The organism is Myxococcus stipitatus DSM 14675, assembly GCF_000331735.1.
In the GTDB taxonomy this organism is placed as follows: Bacteria; Myxococcota; Myxococcia; order Myxococcales; family Myxococcaceae; genus Myxococcus; species Myxococcus stipitatus.
Window position 1 is genome coordinate 9,554,545 of the sequence record NC_020126.1, and the last position, 15,117, is coordinate 9,569,661.

The 15,117-nt window shown below is 69.7% G+C and carries 15 protein-coding genes; 7 read left to right on the forward strand and 8 right to left on the reverse strand.

The window, feature by feature from the left end; translation table 11 throughout:
- Nucleotides 1-35 precede the first annotated feature (35 nt).
- A complete protein-coding gene (locus MYSTI_RS37030; RefSeq protein ID WP_084668259.1) occupies nucleotides 36-1,934 on the reverse strand; it encodes an ATP-binding protein in 1,899 nt (632 codons plus the stop codon).
- Nucleotides 1,935-1,944: 10 nt separating this feature from the next.
- Nucleotides 1,945-3,960 (reverse strand): PAS domain S-box protein, encoded by a 2,016-nt coding sequence (locus MYSTI_RS37035; RefSeq protein ID WP_044282558.1) that lies wholly within the window; start codon nucleotides 3,958-3,960, stop codon nucleotides 1,945-1,947.
- A gap of 275 nt (nucleotides 3,961-4,235) precedes the next feature.
- Between MYSTI_RS37035 and MYSTI_RS37040 the strand changes: the two genes are divergently transcribed.
- The 6 genes from MYSTI_RS37040 (at nucleotide 4,236) to MYSTI_RS37065 (ending at nucleotide 8,955) form a co-directional block, all read left to right on the forward strand.
- The gene (locus tag MYSTI_RS37040) at nucleotides 4,236-4,985 is read left to right on the forward strand and encodes an SDR family NAD(P)-dependent oxidoreductase (protein WP_015352985.1); all 750 of its coding nucleotides are present in this window, start codon (nucleotides 4,236-4,238) and stop codon (nucleotides 4,983-4,985) included.
- Nucleotides 4,986-5,141: 156 nt separating this feature from the next.
- A complete protein-coding gene (locus MYSTI_RS37045; protein WP_015352986.1) occupies nucleotides 5,142-5,573 on the forward strand; it encodes a DoxX family protein in 432 nt (143 codons plus the stop codon).
- A gap of 163 nt (nucleotides 5,574-5,736) precedes the next feature.
- Nucleotides 5,737-6,156, forward strand: coding sequence for a hypothetical protein (locus MYSTI_RS37050; RefSeq protein WP_015352987.1), 420 nt, complete (start codon nucleotides 5,737-5,739; stop codon nucleotides 6,154-6,156).
- Nucleotides 6,153-7,277, forward strand: coding sequence for an alpha/beta fold hydrolase (locus MYSTI_RS37055; RefSeq protein WP_015352988.1), 1,125 nt, complete (start codon nucleotides 6,153-6,155; stop codon nucleotides 7,275-7,277). Before MYSTI_RS37050 ends, MYSTI_RS37055 begins: the two co-directional genes overlap by 4 nt.
- Nucleotides 7,274-8,176 carry an alpha/beta fold hydrolase gene (locus MYSTI_RS37060; protein WP_144370220.1) on the forward strand — a complete coding sequence of 301 codons (903 nt, stop codon included), beginning with the start codon at nucleotides 7,274-7,276 and terminating at the stop codon, nucleotides 8,174-8,176. The genes MYSTI_RS37055 and MYSTI_RS37060 overlap by 4 nt, the downstream gene beginning before the upstream one ends.
- Nucleotides 8,173-8,955 (forward strand): ATP-grasp domain-containing protein, encoded by a 783-nt coding sequence (locus MYSTI_RS37065; RefSeq protein WP_015352990.1) that lies wholly within the window; start codon nucleotides 8,173-8,175, stop codon nucleotides 8,953-8,955. The genes MYSTI_RS37060 and MYSTI_RS37065 overlap by 4 nt, the downstream gene beginning before the upstream one ends.
- A gap of 15 nt (nucleotides 8,956-8,970) precedes the next feature.
- Here MYSTI_RS37065 and MYSTI_RS37070 read toward each other — a convergent pair whose 3' ends face one another.
- The 3 genes from MYSTI_RS37070 to MYSTI_RS37080 form a co-directional block, all read right to left on the reverse strand.
- Complete coding sequence (locus MYSTI_RS37070; protein WP_015352991.1) at nucleotides 8,971-9,720, reverse strand: queuosine precursor transporter; 750 nt, start codon at nucleotides 9,718-9,720, stop codon at nucleotides 8,971-8,973.
- A 93-nt stretch (nucleotides 9,721-9,813) separates the two neighbouring features.
- Nucleotides 9,814-10,647: a dihydroneopterin aldolase gene (locus tag MYSTI_RS37075; RefSeq protein ID WP_015352992.1), complete on the reverse strand. Its 834-nt coding sequence runs from the start codon at nucleotides 10,645-10,647 to the stop codon at nucleotides 9,814-9,816.
- A 201-nt stretch (nucleotides 10,648-10,848) separates the two neighbouring features.
- Nucleotides 10,849-11,319, reverse strand: a complete 471-nt coding sequence (locus MYSTI_RS37080) for a hypothetical protein (protein WP_015352993.1) — start codon at nucleotides 11,317-11,319, stop codon at nucleotides 10,849-10,851.
- Nucleotides 11,320-11,486: 167 nt separating this feature from the next.
- On the opposite strand from MYSTI_RS37080, the gene MYSTI_RS37085 reads away from it, so the two are divergent.
- Nucleotides 11,487-12,203 (forward strand): class I SAM-dependent methyltransferase, encoded by a 717-nt coding sequence (locus MYSTI_RS37085; RefSeq protein ID WP_015352994.1) that lies wholly within the window; start codon nucleotides 11,487-11,489, stop codon nucleotides 12,201-12,203.
- Nucleotides 12,204-12,207: 4 nt separating this feature from the next.
- On the opposite strand, the gene MYSTI_RS37090 is transcribed toward MYSTI_RS37085, so the two are convergent.
- From MYSTI_RS37090 to MYSTI_RS44045, 3 genes are all read right to left on the reverse strand, one after another.
- On the reverse strand, nucleotides 12,208-13,122 hold the full coding sequence (locus tag MYSTI_RS37090) for an MBL fold metallo-hydrolase (protein WP_015352995.1): 915 nt from the start codon (nucleotides 13,120-13,122) through the stop codon (nucleotides 12,208-12,210).
- A gap of 83 nt (nucleotides 13,123-13,205) precedes the next feature.
- The gene (locus tag MYSTI_RS37095; RefSeq protein ID WP_015352996.1) at nucleotides 13,206-13,718 is read right to left on the reverse strand and encodes a GreA/GreB family elongation factor; all 513 of its coding nucleotides are present in this window, start codon (nucleotides 13,716-13,718) and stop codon (nucleotides 13,206-13,208) included.
- Nucleotides 13,719-14,078: 360 nt separating this feature from the next.
- Nucleotides 14,079-14,567, reverse strand: a complete 489-nt coding sequence (locus MYSTI_RS44045; RefSeq protein WP_015352997.1) for a YajG family lipoprotein — start codon at nucleotides 14,565-14,567, stop codon at nucleotides 14,079-14,081.
- Nucleotides 14,568-15,117 lie beyond the last annotated feature (550 nt).

Consider the following 15,117-nt stretch of genomic DNA (forward strand, 5'->3'; position numbering starts at 1 on the left):
GCCGGGAGGAGGACCCGGCCTGTCCACGCCTCCGCTCACTCCATCAGCAGCGGCAGGCGCACCGAGAACGTGGTGCCTTCTCCCACGGTGCTCGTCACGATGAGACGGCCCCCGTGGTTCTCCACGATGCCCTGGCAGATGGAGAGCCCCAGGCCCGTGCCCTTCCCTTCCGGCTTCGTGGTGAAGAAGGGCTCGAAGATGCGCTGCAGGTTCTTCGGGTCGATGCCCGACCCCGTGTCGCGCACCGACACCACGGCCTCTTCGCCCTCGCGTCGGGTCGACAGGTAGACCGAGCCTCCCGGCGGCATCGCGTGGCAGGCGTTGGTGATGAGGTTGACGAACACCTGCACCAGGTTCGCGCGCACCGCCGACAAGAGCGGCAGCTCCACGTACTCGCGATGCACGCTCACGCGCGCCTGCGACACGACGTGCTCGCAGAAGCCCACCGCCATGTCGACGACGGCGTTGAGCTGCACCCGCTCCGGCTTGTCCTGCGCCGGCCGCGCGTAGCTCACCAGGTCCCGCGTGAAGCGCAGGATGCGGTGGCTGCTCTCCAGGATCTTCCGGAGCTTGTCCTGGTCCGCGGGGTTCGCCCCCGGCGTCGTCCGCGAGCGCTGGAGCAGCGCGTCCGCGTACGTGGCCACCGCGGTCATCGGGTTGTTGATTTCATGCACCACGCTGGCCGCGAGCTGACCGATGGAGGCCAGCTTCTCCGCGTGGATGATGCGCTTCTCCAGCTCCTTCACCACCGTGATGTCCTGGCCGATGGCGATGACGCCCTCCACCTCGCCATGATGCGCGAGCATCGAGGACGTGGCGAAGGACACCCGGACCTCGTTCCCCTCGCGGGACAACAAGCGGGTCTCGAAGCTGTTCACCGACTCGCCGCGAATCGCGGCGGCGATGACCTGGGACAGCCGCAGGTGCTCGCTCTCCGGCACCAGGCCGAAGATGTCCCGGCCCAGGACGTCCTCCTTGCGGAAGCCCGTCAGCGCGCTCAGGGCCTGGTTGAACACCACCACCTGCTTGTCGCGGTTGGCCACCAGGATGAGGGCGTTCGCCTTCTCCAGCAGGTCCTCCAGGTACTTGCGGACGAACGTCAGCTCGTCGATGAGCTTCGCGTTCTTCACCGCCACGGCCACCTGGCTGGCGAGCTGCAACAGCACGCGCTCGTCATGCTGCACGTCCGCGTCCAGGCCCTCCGGGTACTCCATGTTGATGGCGCCGAAGAGCTGCCCGCTCGCCACCAGCGGAGCGCTCACGCCATGCGTGCTGCCCTGGAACAGCAGCGGCACCTCGTCCAGCACCGACACCCGTCCCTGCGGCAGCGCCGAGCGCCCCAGGTTCAGCTTCTCCACCGCGCGCCGCAGCAGCACCAGCGGCTCGTGCGCGCCCTCCTTCAGCCGACCTTCCGCGTAGAGCGACGTCAGGCCGCCGGTGCGAGAGTCGGTGATGCGGATGCAGAACGAGCGGCCCGGGAACAGCTCCTTCACCCCGCGAGCCACCGCCGCCACCAGCTCCTCCTCGCCGCCCGCCTCCGCCACGCTGCGGCCCAGGTCCAGCAGCACGCCTTCCGTGCGCGCCTGCTCCAGCAGCGCCCGCTCCGCCAGCACCAGCCGGTTGCGCGCGAGCTCCGGGTCATTCCGGGCGCGCACCGCCACCACGTCGCCTCGCCGCGACAGCGTCAGCACCGCGCCGGGCATGCCCGCCAGCGACAGCTCCACGTCACAGCTCGCGCCATCGGCGGGCACCGCCGCGGAGACCAGCATCCGCGAGACATCCTCCACCGTCGCGCGGTGGTCCTCGCAGAAGCGGTGGAAGGCCTCGTTGACCGCCACCAGGCGCAGCGTCGGGTCACACAGGGCCGCGGGGGCGTCGAGCGCCTCGAAGAAGGCCTGGAAGGACTCGGGCCCCGGGCCCCCCGGGATTCGCATCGCTCGGGTGTCAGTCTTCATGGGAGGTCGCCTTGTCCAGGTCGAGAATCTGCTGCTCCCCCATGTACGCCTTCGTCTCGTAGCGGGTGATCTTGCCGATCTTCCGCACGATTTCGGCCATGCGCTCCGCCTCGCGGTAGATGATGTCCACCGGCTTCCAGGCGAAGTCCTCCTCCTTCAGCTTGCGCTTGAGCAGCTCCGCGTAGCCCATCACCGACGTGAGGGGCTGGTTCAGCTCATGCGCCGCGGTGCCGGCGAGCGCGACGATGACGGCGCTCTTCTCGCTCTCCTCCAGCCGCGTCTCCACATCCGACAGCTTGCGCTCCAGCTTCATCCGGTCGCGCATGTCCGTGAAGATGCCGACGCTGAAGACCTCGCGCCCGCCCTCGTACACGAGCGACGCCGTCATGTTGACGGGCACGCGCTCGCCGGAGCGGTGCACCAGCTCCTCGCGGGTGAGCGCCATGCGGCCCTTGCCGCCGTGCTCGGAGCCGCGCAGGGTGGCCATGATCTTCCGGGCCACGCCGGGCTGGTAGAGCTGCTCCACGGTGAGGTTCGCCATGGCCTCCTGCGCGGTGTAACCGCACAGGGCCTCCGCGCCCTTGTTGAAGAGGATGATGCGCCCCTTCAAGTCCGCGGCGATGATGGCGTCCACCGACGAGTCGATGAGCCGCTCCAGGAAGTCCTTCGTCTGGCGCAGCTCGTCCTCCAGCCGGCGCGCGTCGGTGACGTCGCGGAACGACAGGATGGTGGCCGCGTCCTCGTCCCGCAGCGGCGCGGCGGACATGGACAACGTCAGCCGGCGCCCCGCCCCCGTGCGCACCTCCACGTCCACGCCCGAGCGCGACTCGCCTCGCGAGGCCGCCGTCACCAACTCCATCAACACCCCGTCATCCAGGGGCTGCGTCACCTGGTGCAGGTGCCGCCCGCGCGCCTCGGTCGCGGGGAACTCCAGCATCGCCGCGCCCGACGGGTTGAGCGACAGCACGCTCGCCTTGTCGTCGAGGATGGCCACGCCCTCGCTGACGTGCGCGAAGAAGAGCTGGTAGGGCTTGAAGGAGGCCGCCTGCTCCTCGGCCGCCAGACGCGCCGTCTTCTCCGCCTCCGTCTGGCCCCTCACGGACTGGAGCACCGAGGCGTTGCGCAGCGCCACCGCCGTCGCATGCGCCACCGTGGTGAGGAAGTCGATCTCCCGCGAGGTGAAGGTGCGCCGCCGTCCCGCCGCGCGCAGGAGGAGGACGCCTCGCACCTGGCCTCGGATGGGCAGCGGGAGCGCGGCGATGGCGTGGATGCCTCGAGCGGCCACGGCGCGGCGCTCCAGGTCGCCGAGGAGCGGATGCGTGGGGGCTTCGTCCATCACCACCGGACGGCCCGTGCGCATCACCTCGCGAATCTCCGGGTAGCGGGACAGCTCGATGCGCAGGTCCTTGAGCGCCGGGTCGTCGCTGGCCGCGACGATGACGCCTTCATCGGCGTTGCGGCCCAGCATCACCAACGTGGCGCGTGCGATGTCCAGCTTCTCCGCGAGCCTCCGCGTGACGCCGTGCAGGAGCGCCTCCACGTCGGAGGTCTCCGCGTAGTCGGCCGTCAACTCCAAGAGGAGCGACAGGTCCTCCTGGCCGCGCTCCTGTCCCTCGCGCTCCAGGTGACGGCCCGCGGCGCGCTGGAGCCGGAAGACGAGCTCGTGCGGCGACACGGGGACGGTGATGACGTCGGCGGGCCGCAGGGGCTCGGCCGCGGCGAAGCCCTGCTCGGAGGGCTCCACCAGCGCCACCAGCGTGATGTGCGAGGCCCGAGGCGAGTCGAGCACCGCTCGCAGGGCAGGCCCGTTGCTGGGCGCGGTCAGGTCCACCAGTACGAGGGCGGCGCCCTCCATGCCGTCCACGACACGCAGACCCGCGCGCGCGGCCGACACGGTGAGCAGCTCTCGTGCGGGGGAAGCCGGGGGCACCAGGGTGATGCCAAGAGCGAATTCCAGCGAAGACGGCACGTGGAGGGTCGGGGCGAGAGGGGGAGGGAAGCCCACTCTACACGCCCCCGCGCCTCCGGGGCAGTCCGACTCGAATGTCCCCAGGTCGGGGCTCACCCTGGCCTGTCCGGACGCCGGTCTCCAACGCGCGCCAGGTGACACCTTCACGGGGGTGTCCGCTTGTCGATAACACGCACGCTCCGGAGGAGGACATGGCCCTCCAGTCTCGGAGAGAGCGCACACGGTGGGGGGCGCGGCCTTTCTTCCGTGCACCGCTCCGGGGCCCGTGCCATTTAGCGCGCCTGCGTCACATCCAAGGACAAGGGGACACCATGAACGTGTTGGTCACGGGAGCCTCGGCGGGGTTTGGCAAGGCCATCGCGCGCCGGTTCATCCAAGAAGGGGCGAAGGTCATCGCCACCGGGCGTCGGCTGGACTTGTTGGAGGCGTTGCGCGCGGAGCTGGGCGAGCGCCTGTTGCCGGTGAAGCTGGATGTGACGGAGCGCGACGGCGTGAAGCAGGTGCTGGGCGCGCTCCCGGCGGAGTTCGCGGAGGTGGATGTCCTGGTCAACAACGCGGGGCTGGCGCTGGGGTTGGAGACGGCGCAGGCGGCGCGGGTCGAGGACTGGGACGTGATGGTCGACACGAACGTGAAGGGGCTCCTGTACTGCACCCACGCCGTGCTGCCGGGCATGGTGGCGCGCAACCGGGGGCACATCGTCAACATGGGCTCGGTGGCGGCGGACTTCCCGTATCCGGGGGGCAACGTGTACGGGGCCACCAAGGCCTTCGTGCAGCAGTTCAGCCTCAACCTGCGCGCGGACCTGCTGGGCACGGCGGTGCGCGTGACGGACATCGAGCCGGGGCTGGTGGGCGGGACGGAGTTCTCCAACGTCCGCTTCCGGGGTGACGACTCGCGCGCCGCCTCCGTCTACGCCAACACGCAGCCGCTGACGCCCGAGGACATCGCGGACGCGGTGCACTGGGTGACGTCGCGGCCCGCACACGTGAACATCAACGTCATGTCGCTGATGCCGGTGGCCCAGGCGTTCGGACCGCTCGCGGTGAAGCGGCAGGCCTGAGCGGCTTGGCAGAATTCCAATCCGTTGTCGGGAATGTGCGGGGACTGGAGCGACTGGATAATTTCCCGGGCATCCATAGCGGGTGGCCCGAAAGGGCCCTGTTTCTCTACTTCCCAGCTTCGGCCCCCGGGCCGTCTTTTCTCGAAGGAACTCCCCATGAAGCTCGCATCCGTGTTTCCCGCGCCCCCGTCCACCACCGCCAGCGTGGGTCTCCTCGTGCTTCGAGTCGTCGCCGGCGCCGCGTTCATGCTGCACGGCTGGTCCAAGATTCAGAACCCCTTCAGTTGGATGGGCGCGGACGCCTCCGTGCCGGGAGTCCTCCAGGCGCTGGCGGCCCTCTCCGAGTTCGGTGGCGGGCTCGCGTGGATTCTCGGCGCGCTGGTGCCCCTGGCGTCCCTGGGCATCTTCTTCACGATGGCCGTCGCGACCCACTTCCACGCGGTCATCAAGGGTGACCCGTTCGTCGGCCACACGGGCAGCTATGAGATTGCGCTGCTCTACCTCGCCCTCGCCGTGGCGATGATGACCGTGGGCCCGGGCAAGTTCTCCGTGGACGCCCTGCTGCGCAAGAAGCTCGCGAAGGAGTAGGCCACGCCCCCTTGGCACGGGGGAAGTTGGACGCTGTGCGCCACACACACGGGAGCAGCCAGCGTACGGGCTGCTCCCTTCGCCGCCCTGAACATGAATCTCCATTCACTTTTGGGGCGTTGACCCCTGCGTCCGCGGCGCGCCTTGGGCTAACCTCCCGAGCATGGCCGACTCGGACCGCCCTCTTCCTCCCAAGGGATTGCTCGCCCGGAGCCTGAAGCTCCTGGGCCACCTCACCCACCCGGAGACCCGCTCGGGCAAGGTGTTCACCCGCGCCGAACGCGGCCTCACCCAAGCCCTCTCCCGCGTCTCCGCGAGCCCCACGTACCTGCGCGCCAGCGGCACCGTGCTGCGCCATGGACTCAGCGCCCGCATCCGCCGCAACAGCCTCGTGGAGCGCGCCCTGCACACGCTGCGGCTGCCCACCGCTTCTGAAGTCGACGGCCTCCGCGACCAGCTCCGCCGCGTGAATGACCAGGTGGAGGCCCTGGGCTCCCAGCTCGAGGTCGTCGTGGAGCTGCTCCAGCGCCAGGAAGCCCCGCGGCCCCCCCGCCACAACGTCGACCCCAGCGCCGGCACATGACCGCGTCCACGACCCAGCGGCTCCGCTCCTTCGTCACCGGACAGGTCGAGCTCTCGCGCGCCGTGGCGCTCGCCCTCAAGGCCCGCCCGTTCAATCCCTACCCGTACCTCAAGCCCCTCATCGAGCGGGCCTCGGGCGTGCGCGAGCCCCCCATCAGCGCCACGCCCCACACCGTCGTGTACACACGCGGCAGCATGCGACTGCTGCGCTACGCGGCCCCGCGCCGGCGCCACCGCACCCCCATCCTGTTCGTCTATTCCCTCATCAACCGCTGGTACATCCTCGACTTCCTCCCAGGCCGCAGCCTCATCGAGCACCTCACCCAGGAGGGCTTCGACGTCTACGCCATCGACTGGGGCATCCCCGGCCAGGACGAGGAGCGCCTCTCCTGGTCGGACCTGCTCGGAGGACTCATCCAGACCGCGGTGCGGTGGACGCTCCGTGCCAGCAAGAGCCCGGACCTCACCCTCTACGGCTACTGCATGGGCGGCACCCTCGCGCTGGCCTACACGTCGCTGTATCCCGAGGGCATTCGCAACCTCGTGGCGCAGGCCACCCCCGTCGACTTCAGCCAGGGCGGCGTCTACACGCTGTGGACCTCCGCCAACCACTTCGACGTGGACTCCCTGGTGGACGCCTACGGCAACGTGCCCACGCCCGTGCTGGAGAGCGGCTTCCTCATGGTCGCCCCCGTGCAACGGCTCACCCGCTGGCTGGAGGCGTGCCGCCGCATCGACGACCCGGAGTTCATCACCACGTTCCTCGCCATGGAGCGCTGGGGCGCCGACCCCGTGCCCTTCCCCGGCGAGGTCTATCGCCAGTACATCAAGGACTGCTACCAGCAGAACCTCTTCCACCAGGGCCTCATGAAGGTCGGCGGAGAGAGCGTGGACCTGCGCCGCATCCAAGCCTCCGTGCTCAACGTCATCGCCGAGCAGGACACCATCGCCTTCCCCGCCATGAGCGAGCCCCTGGCACACCTGGTGGGCTCGACGGACGTCGAGACGCGCCGCTATCCCGTGGGCCACATCGGACTGTCCGCGTCCAGCAAGGGCCCCACCCACGTCTGGCCTTCCATCTCCGCGTGGATTGCCGCCCGCTCACGAGCCCTGGAGCCATGATGCACTCCGTCCCCCCAGCGGGCGTCCAGGTGCGCGAGGGTGTCATCCGACTGAAGGACGGACGGCGGCTCGCCTACGTGGAGTCAGGTGACCTGGACGGCCTCCCCGTGTTCTTCATCCACGGCAACCCGGGCTCGCGCTACATGCGCCATCCGGATGACCGGCTCACCTACCGCCTCGGCGTGAGACTCATCACCCCGGACCGGCCCGGCTACGGACTGTCCGACTACCAGTCCGGCCGCACCCTGCTCGACTTCCCCTCCGACCTCGAGCAGCTCGCCAACGCGCTGAAGGTGGACCGCTTCTCCCTCTTCGGCGTGTCCGCGGGCGGGCCCTACGTCGCCGCGTCCGCGTGGCACCTGGGGGAGCGCATCCTCCGCGCGTCCATCGTCTCCGGCGCCGCGCCCCTGAAGCGCCCCGGCGGCATGGAGGGCGTCAATCGCGAGTACCGCAACGCCTATGCCCTGGCCGCGTGGCCCGAGTGGCTCCTGCACCCGCTGATGGCGATGCATGACCGGCAGGTCCGCGCACAACCGGAGCGCGCCCTGGCGGCGCTCATCCACCATGCGTCGGAGGACGACCGGCACGTGCTCTCCGACCCGCTCATCGCCGCGCAGGTGCAGGGCTGGCGGCGCGAGGCCACTCGACGAGGCGTGTCCGGCATGCGGCGCGAGGCGCACATCCTGGCGTCCCCCTGGGACTTCCCGCTCGAGGAGATTCGCGGCGCGGTGGACCTCTGGTACTGGGAGGGCGACAGCATCGTCCCGCCGCAGATGGGCCGCTATCTCGCCTCGCGAATCCCCGGCGCCGTGCCCCACTTCCTCCCAGGCGGAGGCCACTTCTCCATCTACTCCCATTGGAGGGACATCCTCGCGCCCCTCGCGCGGCGGAGCCCGTGACCACGGAGGCGAGGCCCTGGCCTCGCAGGGCCTTCATCGAGGAGCAGTCGCACGGGCGGATGGAGCCCGAGATGCGGTTGCTCCTCGAAGGGCTGCACGCACGGCACATCCCCACCGAGACCTTCACCGCCAAGCGGCTGGAGCGTCGTCAGCTCCCGCTCGCTCCAGACACGCTCGTCGCGGGCTACGTCCCCACGGTGCTGGGCGCGCTGAAGCAACTGGGCATCGAGCCACCTCCCACCCACGACTATCCACCGAGCCTCGCGCCCTACCTTCACCGCCGGCTCTGGACGAGCACCGTGCGCCAGCTCACCTCGCACCTGCTCGACGTCTCCAGCACGCCCGTGTTCGCCAAACCCCAAGGACGCAGGAAGCGCTTCACCGGCCACGTCTTCCAGAGCGCGGACGACCTCTTGTTCCTGGAGAGGGCCTCACACACCACGCCGCTCATCTGCTCGGACGTGGTGCGGTGGCGCAGCGAGTACCGCGTCTTCGTCGTCCACGGTGACGCCGTGGGCATCCGGCACTACGCGGGGGATGCGGAGGTGGCGCTGGACCTGCCTCGCGTCCACGAGGCCCTCCAGCGCTTGGAGGCCGCGGGCGAGGCGACCGCGGGCTATGCCGTCGACTTCGGCGTGCTCGACACGGGAGAGACCGCGCTCGTCGAGTGGAACGACGGCTTCTCCCTGGGCGCCTACGGACTGGAGGCCACGAGCTACACGGCGCTCACGGCCGCGCGCTGGTGCGAGCTGACGGGCCTGGGCCCGCCGCGTCCCTGACGGACGACTCGCGCTTCAAACCGCGCGCGTGTCGGTGGCCACGGCCAGCTGCGGGACGGGCTCGGCGACCGGCTCACCGTCCTCGCCCAGCACCACCGGCTTGATGCCCAGCTTGCGCTCCACCAGCGCGTGGCCCAGGTAGACGAAGGGCGTCAGGCCGATGGCCACGAGCATCTTCACCACGTAGGAGGTGAGGATGATCTTGAAGATGACGTCGGTGGGGAGCACGCCCGTCCACGCGACGAACTGGACCACCACCGTGTCGATGAGCTGGGAGACCAGCGTGGAGCCCGTCGCGCGCAGCCACAGCTGCTTGTTCTTCGTGATGCGCTTGAGCAGGTTGAAGATGGTGATGTCGCAGAACTGCGCCACCAGGTAGGCCACCATCGACGCGACGAGGATGCGCTGCGAGCCGGAGAAGACGTTGTTGAACGAGCCCTCCACCGTGCCCAGGAAGTCGGGCGAGCGCGTCAGCGGCGCGAACGGAATCTGCACGGCGATGGCAATCACCGCGTACGAGAAGATGGCCATGAAGAAGCCCACCCACGTGACGAAGCGGGCGGCCTTCTTGCCGTAGAACTCGTTGAGGAGGTCCGTGAGCAGGAACGTCACCGGGAAGGGCAACATGCCCATGGACATCACCGAGATGACGAAGCCGAGGTTCACCTCGAACAGCTTCACGCCGATGAGGTCTCCCACGACCAGCGACGTGACGAACACCGTCGCGAGGACCACGAAGAACTGCATCCGCTTGTCGAGGTTCATGCCGTCGGTTCCCTTGCGCTCCAGGTCCGCGTCATACCGCGCCTCACGCCCGGGGGAGTAGCCCCACCTCCACGCCAGACATGGCGGCCGTCCTCAAGGCTGCTTGTCGGCGGACAGGCCGGGCGCGGCAGGCTCGTCGTGCGGGTAGTACGAGGTGCCCGTGATGAGCGGAAGGCCCTCCGCCGAGGCGCTGGCCCCTTCCGCCTCCAGGAAGCGCGGCCGGTACACGCTCAGCACCGTCTGCTCCTGCTCGGTGGGGTTCTCGTAGCTGCGCGGGAAGCCTCGGGGCCAGTGGAACGCCAGGCCCCGCTCCACCGGCTGGCCCTGCGCGCGCAGCCCCGTGCCCAGCATCAGCTCGCTCTCCTCCATCGCGGGGTTGGCGCTCGCGGGGACGCGGCCTCCGGGCTTCACGCGCAGCCGGTACACGCCATAGCCCGCGCCCTCGTGGATGACGTCCAGCCGGCCAAAGGAGCGCTCCTCGGAGGCGTAGTGCATCTCATCCGCCGTGCGGTGGACCTGGAGCGACGGCACCGCGAGCCCATGCAGCGCCAGGGGCTTGATGACCCGGACCGTGGCGGCGGTCACCTGCGCGCGCGGCACGTCCGACGTGGGCGGGGCGAGCAGGTAGCGGCTCACCGCCTCGACCGCGGACTCCAGCAACTCGAAGCGGCAGGCCTCCAGCAGGAAGCGAAGCTCTCCGGCCAGCCGCCCATAGTTCACCGTGTGCGCCAGCCTGCCGCCCGTCGCCGCGTTGCGCGTGTCCAGGAAGAGGGCCACGTCCAACCGGAGCGGCTGCGCCTGCACGCGCTCACGGTTGTAGATGCCCACGATGCAGTCCACCGTGAGCCCGCGCAGCTCGATGACGTCGAGCGGACGGCCCTGGGGGTCGTGGACCACGGGGGGATGGAACGCCAGCTCCGCGCTCATCGCCGCACGCCCCCCTGGCCATCAGCGGGGAGGACCTGTCGGCGGCCTGCTCTGGAGGGGGAGGCGGTGCGCATGAGGCGCACTGACTAACAGGCCCCACGGCGAAAGGCACCGGGGAGAAAACACGAAGGGCGATGCCGGATACCCCCGTATCCGAGCACCGCCCCTCGACCCCCGAATCATCCCGGTTCCCCGTGAGGACTACCGGACGTAGCTGGCCGCGTGGGTGCGGCCCGAGGACCAGCCCCCGTTGTTGCCGCGCTCGTAGGAGACCCAGACCCACTCGGTGGACTGCTCATACCGGCCCGGCACCCACCGGTTCTCGTAGTAGCCGCCCCGGCAGCGGGTGGAGTGGTGGCCGCGGCGCCCGTGACGCTCGCGGCAGACCTCCGGGACCCAGACCTGCTCGTAGCGACCATCGACCCAGCGGTTCACCGTCTGCAGCTCGTAGCGGCCACGGGCGCGGGGAGCCGGACGCGGCGCCGGAGCGTGGTCGCAGTAGCGGTTGTGGACGTGGGCTTCGTAGGTGTCCGGGTGGCTGTTGCGGTCATCCCGGCGACGGGCCTCCTGGGTGGCCCAACCGCTCATGCTGCCGTCCTCCGCCAGCGCCGTCGAAGAACCAAGGAACAGGGTGCCGAGAGCCAGGGTGGTGAGCGCGGTCTTGAGAGCCATTTGTTTCTTCCTCCGTCGTGTTGAACCTTCTGACGGGGACCCCTCCCGGACATTCAATCCCCCTCGCTCGAGAGCGGATTCCATCCGTGTGCGGATGTAGGACAGGACACAGGCTCCCCTCGAGGCGGGCGCGCGCTGGCTCCAGGTGCGCTACATCCGCGGACATCATGTTCCACCCTCAAGGGCCCACCTTCCTCGAGCTGGCCGGACAAGCGTTGACCTCCGTCGAGCGCGGCTACGACTTGCTCGCCCCCAAGTTCGACTACACGCCGTTCCGCACACCGGACCCCGTGCTGCGTGCGTCCATCGACGCGCTGGGCTCCACGGACTCCATCGGCACGGCGCTCGACGTGTGCTGTGGAACGGGCGCCGCCATGCGGGTGCTGCGTCCGCTCGCGCGCGAGCACGTCGTGGGAATCGACGTGAGCCAGGGCATGCTCGACGAGGCGCGGCGCCGCCTCGCGGAGGCTCCGGGCACCGCTGGATTCCGGTTCATCCGAGGTGACGCGCTGGAGATGACGTTCGACGCGGAGTTCGACGTCGTCACCTGCTTCGGCGCGTTCGGACACATCCTCGAGGAGGATGAGCCTCGCCTGCTGCGAGGCATCCACCGAGCCCTGCGTCCTGGAGGCCGGTTCCTCTTCGTCACCGGCCATCCGCCGTCACCGCTGCGCCCCGGCTACTGGGTCGCGAAGGGCTTCAACGCCGCCCTCCGCGTGCGCAACGCGCTCTGGAAGCCGCCCTTCGTCATGTACTACCTGACGTTCCTGGTGCCTCGCGCTCGCGCGCTGCTGGAGGCGGAGGGGTTCACCGTCGAGGTGCGCGACGGCATCCTCCCCGAGCCCTTCACGCCCCTGGCGACCGTCATCGCCACCAAGCGCTGACGCGCTACTTGCCGTCCGCGGCGGTCTTCGGCTCGGCCTTCGGCGACAGGCCGCGGTAGAGCGTCTGCAGCCAGAAGTCCTCCTTGATGGCGCCACTCCCGAAGGACTTGAGGCTCTCCGGCACGCCCTCCGCCGTCACCTGCTCGATGGTCTTCCCCGCGGCAATCTTGGCGCGCACCAGCGCCACCGACTCACGCAGCATCGCGACGAAGCGCTCCAGGCCCGCGCGGTCCGACAGGACGCCGTGGCCCGGGATGATTCGCGCACCCGGCGGGAGCGTCTCGAGCACCTTCTCCACGTTGCGGACGAAGCCCTCCACCGTGCCGCCGCTGTTGTAGATGTCGATGAAGGGGAACATGTCGACGAAGAACAGGTCGCCCATGTGCACCACGTTGGAGCCGGTGAAGTACACCACCGTGTCGCCATCCGTGTGGCCCGCGGGCAGGTGCAGCAGGCGGATCTCCTCGCCGTTGAAGTACACGGACATGCCCGAGTCGTAGGTGAGGACCGGCAGTGCCTCGGGCTTCGCCGGAGGCACGGGGTCGCCCATTCCGCCCGACCGGCCCGCCGCCATCCGGTTGCGCACTTCCCGGTGCGCGACGATGCGCCCCTCACGGCCGAAGATGGCGTTGCCGCCCACGTGGTCGCCGTGCCAATGCGTGTTCACCACGTACTCAATCTTCTTCTTGCTCAGCTTGTCCAAGGCCTTGTGAATCTTGGGCGCCAGGGGCGCGTACTGGTTGTCGATGATGAGGAGCCCGTCGGGGCCCACCGACACGCCGATGTTGCCGCCCTTGCCGACGACGAAGTGGACGTTGCCCGCGACGGGGCTGCTCGTCACTTCCGCCTTCTCCACATCCTTCGGCTGCGCCAGGGCCAGCGCGGGGAACAGGACCAGGACCGACACCAGGTTTCGCATGACAGGAACTCTCGGGGGGACAACGAGGCTCGAACGGCCGCCGCGAACAATAGGCTCGGCCTTGGGATTCCCACGAAAGGGAATCATGTTTCACGCGGTGCGTAGTCCACGGCCACCACGGTGTACTCGACGGTGCCCCGGGGACGCTCCACCTGCACGGCCTCCCCGACCTCCTTGCCGAGGAGGGCCTTCGCCAGGGGGGACTCCACGCTGAGCCGGCCCGACTTCACCTCTGCTTCGTCCGGGCCCACGATGCGATAACGCACCGGTTCACCGTCCTCGTCCTCGAGCTCCACCCACGCGCCGAAGAACACGCGCCCCACCTGTGAGGCCTCGGGTTCCACCACGCGCACTTCCTCGAGTGTCGCCGCGAGCTGTCGGGCCCGCCGCTCACGCTCCTGCCTCCGCACGCCCGCCTCCAGCGGCGTCAGCCCTTCCGCGCCGGAGTCCGGCCCCTGCGTGGCCGCGAGCTCATCCTGCAGGGCTCGATACCCTTCTGGCGTGATGTAGCGCTTGTCGCCCGAGGCGGACCTGGGACGCAGCGGCAGCAGCTCCGCGTCTCCTCCCGAGTCTTCCTTCGTGAAGGCCTTCGACATGCTCCGCTCAGCCTCGTCCGCACGCGATGATTCGCGGGCTGGAGGATATGCCCGCGCCCCTCAAGGAGTGCATGCGAGGCGGGACGGGCAAGCGGGAGCGTGGATGGGCGGGCGGCCTCAGCGAGGCCCCGGAGGCGAACTCCCGGAGCGAAGATGTCGCGTGACCGCTCGGGCGCCGCGCGACGAAGGGTGCTGAGGGGTCCACTCCGGCGGAGGAACTCTCGCCGCGCTGGAGCGCGCACATCCCTCGACGACCGCGGCCCGACCTCGCCGGAGAGCACCCGCGGGAAAGCGCGTCACGAACCTCCTCCACGCGAAGCCCGACCGAGCCTCGCGCGGAGGGACTCCTCCGCTCGCGGCTCAGGTGCCCGGCGTGGCGGAGGGCTGCTGCGCGGGGGCGGGCTCCGAGCCCGTCGTGGCGGCCGGCGTCTCGGCGGCGGGGGCCGGGGCGGGCGCCGCGGGGGCCGGCTCGGTGGCGGCGGGCGTCTCCGCGGCGGCCTGGCCGGCGGGGACGTGCTCCAGGCGGTACGTCGTCACGCCCTTGGGCAGCACCACCTCCACCAGCGGGTTCTCCTTCATCAGGACGGCGGACGGCTCCAGCGTCACCAGACCGTCCGCGTCGCTCACCACGTTGACGCGCGTGCGCAGCTCGCCCGCGCGCACCCGCGCGCCCTTCACGGGCTTGCCCGAGCCATCCACCACCCGCAGCACCACCGGCGCCTGAGCAGTGGAGGCATCCGTGACGGCGGCCGTCGCCATCACGTCCTTGTACGACGGACGCAGGGCACAGGCGGTCAGCAGCGAGGTGGCGGTCAGGGCAACGGTCAGCAGGGCTCGGCGCAGGCTCATGGAGATTCCGGACGGACGTGAGGGGACTATCGGGCGCGGGAGCATAGCCGCAGACGGCGGAGCGCCAAGTCCCAGGGCGCTCGACTTGGGCCCCGGCGAGCCTGTTTTCCCTGGGTTTCGCCCATCCGAGCGGCCCAGGGCCCGCCCGGAAGCCCACCCCCGCGAGGAGGAGGCGGCCCTTCCACATGTCCGCCACCAGACCCACCTGAGAGGCAGCGGGAGAACTCCGCCCGCCTTGGGAGGTCCGCAGCCATGGTCGAGATGACTCGCTCCGACAAGACCACCTCACCGCCACCGTACGTGAGGGACGAGCACCGCGTCTTCTCATACGAGACGCTCCCGCCCGACGTCACCTTCAAGTCGGACACCATCCTCTTCAAGCGCAAGACGTTCATCACCAGCGTGCTGGTGATGCTCATCACCAGCTTCGCCGTCTTCTACCTGCCGCTGTTCAACGGCTTCATCGCCGGCGCCTTTGGTGGCTTCCACGCGCGGACGCTCAAGCGCGCGATGGGGGCGGCCGTGGTGAGCGCCATCGCCCTGCCCCTCT

What these genes read in the sequence shown, in the direction of transcription:
- MYSTI_RS37055 (WP_015352988.1), top strand. Translation starts at nt 6,153, where the DNA reads ATGACCGCGTCCACGACCCAGCGGCTCCGCTCCTTCGTCACCGGACAG.
- MYSTI_RS44045 (WP_015352997.1), bottom strand. Translation starts at nt 14,567, where the DNA reads ATGAGCCTGCGCCGAGCCCTGCTGACCGTTGCCCTGACCGCCACCTCG.
- MYSTI_RS37070 (WP_015352991.1), bottom strand. Translation starts at nt 9,720, where the DNA reads ATGAACCTCGACAAGCGGATGCAGTTCTTCGTGGTCCTCGCGACGGTG.
- MYSTI_RS37080 (WP_015352993.1), bottom strand. Translation starts at nt 11,319, where the DNA reads ATGGCTCTCAAGACCGCGCTCACCACCCTGGCTCTCGGCACCCTGTTC.
- MYSTI_RS37050 (WP_015352987.1), top strand. Translation starts at nt 5,737, where the DNA reads ATGGCCGACTCGGACCGCCCTCTTCCTCCCAAGGGATTGCTCGCCCGG.
- MYSTI_RS37060 (WP_144370220.1), top strand. Translation starts at nt 7,274, where the DNA reads ATGATGCACTCCGTCCCCCCAGCGGGCGTCCAGGTGCGCGAGGGTGTC.
- MYSTI_RS37030 (WP_084668259.1), bottom strand. Translation starts at nt 1,934, where the DNA reads ATGCGAATCCCGGGGGGCCCGGGGCCCGAGTCCTTCCAGGCCTTCTTC.
- MYSTI_RS37085 (WP_015352994.1), top strand. Translation starts at nt 11,487, where the DNA reads ATGTTCCACCCTCAAGGGCCCACCTTCCTCGAGCTGGCCGGACAAGCG.
- MYSTI_RS37075 (WP_015352992.1), bottom strand. Translation starts at nt 10,647, where the DNA reads ATGAGCGCGGAGCTGGCGTTCCATCCCCCCGTGGTCCACGACCCCCAG.
- MYSTI_RS37040 (WP_015352985.1), top strand. Translation starts at nt 4,236, where the DNA reads ATGAACGTGTTGGTCACGGGAGCCTCGGCGGGGTTTGGCAAGGCCATC.
- MYSTI_RS37090 (WP_015352995.1), bottom strand. Translation starts at nt 13,122, where the DNA reads ATGCGAAACCTGGTGTCGGTCCTGGTCCTGTTCCCCGCGCTGGCCCTG.
- MYSTI_RS37045 (WP_015352986.1), top strand. Translation starts at nt 5,142, where the DNA reads ATGAAGCTCGCATCCGTGTTTCCCGCGCCCCCGTCCACCACCGCCAGC.
- MYSTI_RS37095 (WP_015352996.1), bottom strand. Translation starts at nt 13,718, where the DNA reads ATGTCGAAGGCCTTCACGAAGGAAGACTCGGGAGGAGACGCGGAGCTG.